The sequence below is a fragment of the Bradyrhizobium sp. RP6 genome, from assembly GCF_003837805.1.
Taxonomy (GTDB): domain Bacteria; phylum Pseudomonadota; class Alphaproteobacteria; order Rhizobiales; family Xanthobacteraceae; genus Bradyrhizobium.
The window spans coordinates 102,243-109,007 of record NZ_RQIT01000024.1 but is presented as its reverse complement, the minus strand read 5'-3'; the positions used below and the strand labels follow the sequence as shown (position 1 = coordinate 109,007).

The following is a 6,765-nucleotide window of genomic DNA, read 5'->3' as shown; positions in this document are numbered from 1 at the left end:
GGCGGGAGGAGAGGGGTGGCTCAGCAAAAGGTGTCAGTAATGGGGGGGCAACTGCGCGACGTGATCACCTCACCGCGCCGCGCCTTCCGTGAAGGCCGTCTCGATCACCTCGCCGAACGGCTGCCACGAGCGTCCGTCGAACTGGACGAGCCGCATCTGCCTGATCGGCAGATAGTTGCTGGGCGAGGTGTTCATCCTGATGTTGGGTAGGGCAACGGAGGGATTGACGTCCCTGAGCGAAGCCGCCTGCCGCATGATGTTGTCGCGCGAAAAATCGTCGCCGCATTGCTTCAGCACCTGCGTCAGCGCCTCGGCCGCGGCGTAGCCATAGAGTGCTGCGCTGTTGTTGGTGCTTTCGACCCGATGGTATTTGTCCATGAAGGCGAACCAGTCCTTCATGGCGGGATCGTCCTTCCAGGCGGGATCGCTCGGATCCTTCAGAAAGGCCGCCGAGATCACGCCTGCGGAGTTCTCGAGGCCCGCGGGCGCCATCGCATTGGCGATCGAGGCGGAGGCATCGTTGACGATGAAGACCGGATGCCAGTTGAAAGACGCCGCCAGCTTGATGACCTTGGATGCCGTCGACGGCACGCCGAGAAAGACGAAGATGTCGGCGCCCGCGCGTTTGAGGATCGAGACGTGCCCGTCGAGATGCTCGTCGGCAATGTCGAAGGCGATGTCGACGAGGACGTGACGGTTGAGATCGCCGAGGCCTTCCTGGATGCCCTTGTAGAGCATGCGCCCGAACTGGTCGTTCTGCCAGAGCACCACGATCTTCTTCTTGGGATAGTAGGCCTGGATGTAGTTGGCGTAGATGCGCCCTTCAGATCTGAACGACGGCTGCCAACCCATGGTCCAGGGAAACGCCCTGGCCTGGCTCAGCTCTTCGTCGCCGGACGCGACGAAGAGCTGCGGGATTCTCTTCTCGTTCAGATACCAGCGCGCGGCGAGATTGCCGGGTGTGCCGAACGAGCCGAACATCAGGTGCACATCCTCGGTCTCGACCAGATTGCGCGTCAGCTCCAGCGCAGTCGCCGGATCGGAATTGTCGTCGCGCGTGATGAAGCGGATCTTGCGGCCGTTGATGCCGCCACGCGCATTGATCATGTCGAAATAGGCGGCCTCCGCCTGGCCGATGGCGCCGAACTCCGAGAGCGGTCCCGAATACGGCATGACATTGCCGATGCGGATTTCCTCGTTGCTTGCCGGTTGCTCGGCACGTTGCTGGGACATCGCCCCGAGCGAGGCGAAGGCGGCGATCAACACGAGCAGCAGTCTGCCGGTGACGCGCATGCGCGACATCCTGTCGTTGGCCCCACACCAAGGCCGCTTGGTCTAGGTCGAGCGTTTGTCAATCGTATGGCTTGCCGGCCCGTTGCAAAGCAGCGGGGCTGGCGGTCTCGAACGAAAGCGGCAGACGTGCTGACGCTCTGTTACAGCTGTGTGCCCGCAACCCGCGGTTACGGCAGCCCGCGCGCCTCGAGCTGACGCACCAGCAGCAGTGTCGGCTCGGCGAGGCTGTCGCCGGAGCCGTCGAGGCCGAAGGCGCTCGCGATACCCTCGCGGCTCCGCAGCAACGCGCCGCGCGGGCAGTGGCCGGCGCCGCAGAGCGTCTTCTTCAGCGTTTCGCCCTGCGCCACGAGGCCGGCGGAATCGTCCGCGGCCCAGGCCAGCACGATCGGCACATCAACATTGAGGATGCCGGGGAAGGCCGATCGGCTGTCGTACCGGGTGGGGTCGGTGCCGAGATAGGCCTTCTCGCTGTCACTCGCGTCCTTGCCGACGCGGTAGATCCCGGACACCAGCACGACGCCGGCGACGTCGGCGCCGTCGGTCTGCAGCTCGGGATGGGCCAGCAGGGTGGCGACATGGAAGGCGCCGGCGCCGTAGCCGACCGCGACGATTTCACGGGCATCGCCGTTGAAGAGGTCGATATTGCCGTGAACCCATGACAGGGCCGCCGCCACATCGGACGCGCCGGCGGGCCAGGTCGCCGAGGGCGCCAGGCGATAGTTGACGCGGACCCCGATCATCTCGTTGCGCGCGGCAAAGCACATGGCCTGGTCCTGGATCTGGCGCGACAGCTCCGGCGCCCCGCGGTCGCCTGTAAAGGTATCGCCCGCCACGAACAGCAGCACAGGCCGCGGCGTATCCGCCTTGGTCGCGCTGGTCGCGACATCGAGCACATTGGCTTCGCTCTCGCCATAGCGCAGACCGCGCGAGAAGGTGACCTGCTCGCACAGCCGGGCGGTGCCGCCGGCGGTGGTATCGTTGTCGGTCAGGCCCGCCTGGACGAGCCCGGTGGGCGGCGATACCTGCGCGGGCAAAACTCCGTGTGCGGAGGCCGCGGTCATGGTCAAAAGCAGGAAAAATGCCAGGTAATTCTTCATGGTGATGCCGGCCTCGCGGACTGATATTGGCTTGCCGATTTGGCCTGTCTTTTCAATTCGCCTCATTAGTTGGCTGATGTTGAGGCGAATTCACGGCACCTTCGTCGGCAGGCAGCCGGGGTGGAACGGGCTATCGTCCGGCAAGAAGCCCGATTGGACCGCAAGTTCGCGGGCCGCGCGACGATTGCGCGGCGCGGCCACTTTTATCCCCGTCCGTCAAGCCGTTGCTCGGCGCCACCAGCCGCGCACCGGACATGGCTTCCTACTGTGCATGGGGTTGTTTTCGCATTTTTGGTTGGGCCGGCCTGTCAGACCCGCTTCATCGTCCGGAAAGTGATGGAGTAGCGGCGCGCCTCGACCGGCGGAATGCTGTGCTCCCATTGCGACCGCGCCTGGCCGTCCATCATGTAGAGCGAGCGCGGCATGGCCTCGAGCGTGTGGCGCTCCCATCTGTTCCCGTTGCGGCGGCGCAAGCGGAATTTGCAGGGCGAGCCGAGCGACAGGCCCAGGACCTTGTCGAAGTGCGGCTTGTCGCGGTGCCAGCCGATGCCGACGCCGATCTCATATTCAGTGCACAGCACCTGCCGAACGCTGCCCTCCGGCAGGTGCGCCCATGCCTCGACTTGCCGCGCGACGGGCAGCAGCCAGTTCGGGATCGGCTCCGCCTCGGCCAGACGTTGCAGCGCGTAGTCATAGCGATAGCCGAACGATGCCACGCGGCGGTTTCCCTCGAACACGCCGAACTGGAAGCGCTGGAGCGGCAATGCTGCGATGCGGTCGATCAAGTCCTGCTCGGCCGCGGCATCGATGAAGTTGTCCGTATAGCGAAGGCCGGCAGGGCCCGCTTCCGGCTCGGCGAACAAACCAAGCTACGTCATGCCTCGCATTTCCGTGATGGAACCTCGTGGCGGCTGATGCGACTTATCTATGACGCGGGAAGAAACGTGCGAGGCTGTCATGGCAGAGAAGCATACCGCCGATCCGGTCGAGATCATGCGGGCGACCGGTCATCCTGAGCTTGAATATGCCGCGGGCTGGACCATCGCCGGTCTCGTCACCATCGGCACCATCGTCGCCGCTTGGGTGTTCGCGATCTGAGGCATGATCCGGAAAAGTGGGAAGCGGTTTTCCCGATAGATCATGCCCAAACAAGAACCTGTGGGGCGATGGTGCATCGCGCCTCAGGCCACTGGGAATTGGAGCTCGAAGGCGACGCCGCCGTCGGTCGGCTTGAGCCTGATTGAGCCGCCATGGCTCGCCATCACCGCACGCGCGATCGCCAGCCCCACACGCCCTGTCGGCGAGATGCGCCGGCACCATCAGCGCCTTCTCGCCGAAGCGGCTGGAAAGAGGCTTCCCGGCCCGGCAGGCGCGAGCCGTCTCACTCACTGGAGGTGCGCTTGAGACCGCGCGTACCGCCCCGCGCGCGAAAGCGAGGGGCGGTTGAACGCCGTGCATCTGCGTATCATCGCGCTGAGTGCGGTCTATTCGGCCTGCTCCAGCGCGGCGGGCATCTTCGCCACGGACATCAGCGACCGCGCCACCTGATTGAGCAGGAGATCGGCGTTCTCCTCTTCCGCGAGCGACTTCGAAAGCAGCGCCACGATGGCGCTGTGGCGGAGCTGCTGCGCGAGGTTGCGTGCGGTGGTGTAGCCGGCCATCTCGTAATGCTCGACGCGTTGAGCCGCTGAGATCAGCGCGAGGTCGGCGGCTGCGTCCTCCTTCTCCTCGCCTTCCTTCATGACCTCCTGGCCTTCCTCGATCAGGCCCATCATGCCCTTGCAGGGCTTGGCCCGCACATTCTCGCCGAGCAGCTCGAAGCATTCGTTGATACGCTCGACTTGGTTCTCCGTTTCGGCCAGATGCTGCTCGAACAATTCACGTAGCTGGTCATAGCGCGCGGCCTGGGCCATCTTGGGAAGCGCCTTGGTGAGCTGCTTCTCGGCATGGAGTATGTCGCGCAGCTCATGGAGCAGGAGATCTGTCAGGCCGGCCTCGTCGACAGGCGGCGAGCTCTCCGTGACGATCGGGGTGGCCGCGCCGGGATCGGCGGACTGCAGCGCAGGCGATTCCGTGAACACCCAGTCCTCTCCTTCGTTCCAGGGACCGCGGGTGTCGATTTCGCCGTGGTCGCCACTGCCGGTGGAGTCATTGAAGTACTGGTTTACGAGGCCGGGCGTCGGCGCAATCCTGCCGACACTGAAGGCCGGCTTCGACAGGCTTTCGAGCGCCCGCGCGAACGCCTTCATGTGTGTGATCTCGCGCGTCATCAGGAACTGCAGCGCGTCCTTGCTGCCGGCGTCGTCGCAGAAATTGATCAGTCGTTCGTAGACGATCTTCGCACGCGCTTCGGCGGCGATGTTGCTGCGGAGATCGACGTCGAGCTCGCCGGTGATCTTGAGATAGTCGGCGGTCCAGGGATTGCCTTGCGAGTTGAACAGATTGACGCCGCCGCCGCCGGCGATCGCAATCAGCGGATCGGCCTCGGCCGCCTGGCGGTCGTTCTTCGAGGGCGCGAGATGCATCCGGGCCAGGCAGCCGACGACCTCGAGATGGCTGAGTTCTTCGGTGCCGATATCCATCAACAGATCCTTGCGGTCGGGATCCTCGCAATTCAGCCCCTGAATCGAATATTGCATCGCAGCCGCAAGTTCCCCGTTGGCGCCGCCAAACTGCTCGAGGAGCATATTACCGAAGCGTGGATCGGGTTCGTCGACGCGCACGGTGAACATCAGCTTCTTGACGTGGTGATACATGGGATGGCTCGCGCTCTGAGGGAAACTACGCGCGACAACGAGCCCTTGGAATGTTCGTTCCTAGTCATCCCGAAATTCGGATTTCACTCCAAATCGGGTTCGGCGGGAGCGAAGAGGCGCCGGTCCAGACCCAAGAACCTTCACCAGGATCGTGCGGGACAGTCACGAGAGCAGCCGGCCCGGTAACCAGAACCGCGACGGAGCCATGGGCTTCCGCCGCCTCCCCGCCTCTGTGACCATTTCGTACGAGGTTGACGGGCCCCGCGATCTTCATCACGCATTGTGCTTCGAATGCAGGTGCGATATGGCTCTCGCGCTTTCCAGAGGCGGAGACGAGCTTTGTCGAAACAATCCCTGCGCGAGGAGGCCGAACGCCTGATCCGCGAATCGATGGAAAAGAAGACCGTCGTCGTCAAGCAGGGCACGACCCGCATCGAGGCGGTCTGCGGCAAGTGCGGCGCCCCGAACCGGGTTCAGGCGGAGAAGGGCCAAACCCGCGTCAAGTTCGCGTGCAAGCAGTGTGGGCATAAGCAAGAGACGTTGTAGCCGGGCCCCCTGGTCCACACCCTGCTGTCGCGCTCCAGCTGCTCACCACGATCAGTCTCGTTCCACGAACTTCTTGAACGCATCCGCATAGTCCGGGTGCCAGCGCGACAGCGGCGGGCGGTTCTCGACGATGTCGCCCATAGCCCAGAGCATGCGTTTCTCGTCGAGGGTGCGGGGCACGTCATTGTCCGGGCAGAGGATGTAGAAATCGCCGGCCTCCAGCCGTGTCAGCATGAAATCCACGGTCTGTTCCGGCGTCCAGGCGCCGGCCGGCTTCTCGGTGCGTCCCTTCGCGGTCAGGCCGGTGAAGACGAAGCCCGGGATCAACAGATGTGCCGTGACCCGACAGTCCTTGGTGTTGCGCAGCTCGTGTTGGAGCGCCTCGGTGAATGCCTTCACGCCAGACTTCGAGACATTGTAGGCGGGGTCGCCCGGCGGCGTGGTGATGCCCTGCTTGGAACCGGTGTTGATGATGACGCCCGGTTTGCCGCGCGCGATCATTCCGGGCGCGAAGATTCGCGAGCCGTTGATGATGCCCCACATGTTGACGCCGATGATGCGCTGCCAATTGTCGGGCTCGCCGAACAATGTGCTTCCGGGCTGGATGCCGGCATTGTTCATGAGGACGTCGGTGCCGCCAAACCGCTGGCGTACTGCGCGCTCCAGTTCCGTCACTCTCTCGACCGTGCTGACATCCACGGCCAAGGTCATCACGTTTGTGGCAGCCGTGATGGATGACACTTTTGTTGCAGCCTCTGCCAACTGTGTCACGTCGACATCCGCGACGCACACCTTCATTCCGGCGCGCGCGAAGGCGGTGGCGGCGGCGAGTCCGATGCCGGACGCGCCGCCTGTGATCACGGCAACATTGTCTTTGACGATGGCGGGATGTGGCATGATCGTCTCCGTGGAGGGCCTCTGTCGAGCTATAACATGGCGGCAGTGCAACCCTGCACAAGTCGGCATGGGAGGTCTTTGTTTTGCGCTGCCTTTACGCCCAACGGCCACAGCTGTATCCTCGATCGAACGATCCCGCCCAGATCGAGCAATCAATCACTGACAGGGAGTACAGC

Annotated in this window: 7 protein-coding genes and 1 pseudogene; 2 read left to right on the top strand and 6 right to left on the bottom strand. The window is 63.9% G+C overall.

The features are described from left to right. Positions 1 to 69: 69 nt before the first annotated feature. The 3 genes from EHH60_RS30810 to EHH60_RS30800 form a co-directional block, all read right to left on the bottom strand. Positions 70 to 1,293: an ABC transporter substrate-binding protein gene (locus tag EHH60_RS30810; RefSeq protein ID WP_124163108.1), complete on the bottom strand. Its 1,224-nt coding sequence runs from the start codon at positions 1,291 to 1,293 to the stop codon at positions 70 to 72. Between the two features lie 167 nt (positions 1,294 to 1,460). Further along, positions 1,461 to 2,390 carry an alpha/beta hydrolase gene (locus tag EHH60_RS30805; RefSeq protein ID WP_124163107.1) on the bottom strand — a complete coding sequence of 310 codons (930 nt, stop codon included), beginning with the start codon at positions 2,388 to 2,390 and terminating at the stop codon, positions 1,461 to 1,463. 308 nt (positions 2,391 to 2,698) lie between these two features. Continuing rightward, positions 2,699 to 3,253, bottom strand: a complete 555-nt coding sequence (locus EHH60_RS30800; RefSeq protein ID WP_245454629.1) for an alpha-ketoglutarate-dependent dioxygenase AlkB — start codon at positions 3,251 to 3,253, stop codon at positions 2,699 to 2,701. A 94-nt stretch (positions 3,254 to 3,347) separates the two neighbouring features. On the opposite strand from EHH60_RS30800, the gene EHH60_RS37755 reads away from it, so the two are divergent. Further along, positions 3,348 to 3,488: a hypothetical protein gene (locus tag EHH60_RS37755; RefSeq protein WP_165935896.1), complete on the top strand. Its 141-nt coding sequence runs from the start codon at positions 3,348 to 3,350 to the stop codon at positions 3,486 to 3,488. Between the two features lie 83 nt (positions 3,489 to 3,571). On the opposite strand, the pseudogene EHH60_RS38835 reads toward EHH60_RS37755, so the two are convergent. Continuing rightward, a pseudogene (locus tag EHH60_RS38835) lies at positions 3,572 to 3,679 on the bottom strand (two-component sensor histidine kinase); the annotation flags it as partial. A 195-nt stretch (positions 3,680 to 3,874) separates the two neighbouring features. Further along, a complete protein-coding gene (locus EHH60_RS30790) occupies positions 3,875 to 5,146 on the bottom strand; it encodes a DUF892 family protein (protein ID WP_124163106.1) in 1,272 nt (423 codons plus the stop codon). Between the two features lie 339 nt (positions 5,147 to 5,485). Between EHH60_RS30790 and EHH60_RS30785 the strand changes: the two genes are divergently transcribed. Beyond that, entirely contained in the window at positions 5,486 to 5,692 is a 207-nt protein-coding gene (locus EHH60_RS30785; protein ID WP_124163105.1) for a hypothetical protein, read from the top strand. Between the two features lie 51 nt (positions 5,693 to 5,743). Here the strand turns inward: EHH60_RS30785 and EHH60_RS30780 are convergent, their stop codons facing one another. After that, a complete protein-coding gene (locus EHH60_RS30780) occupies positions 5,744 to 6,589 on the bottom strand; it encodes an SDR family NAD(P)-dependent oxidoreductase (RefSeq protein WP_124163104.1) in 846 nt (281 codons plus the stop codon). Positions 6,590 to 6,765: the final 176 nt, after the last annotated feature.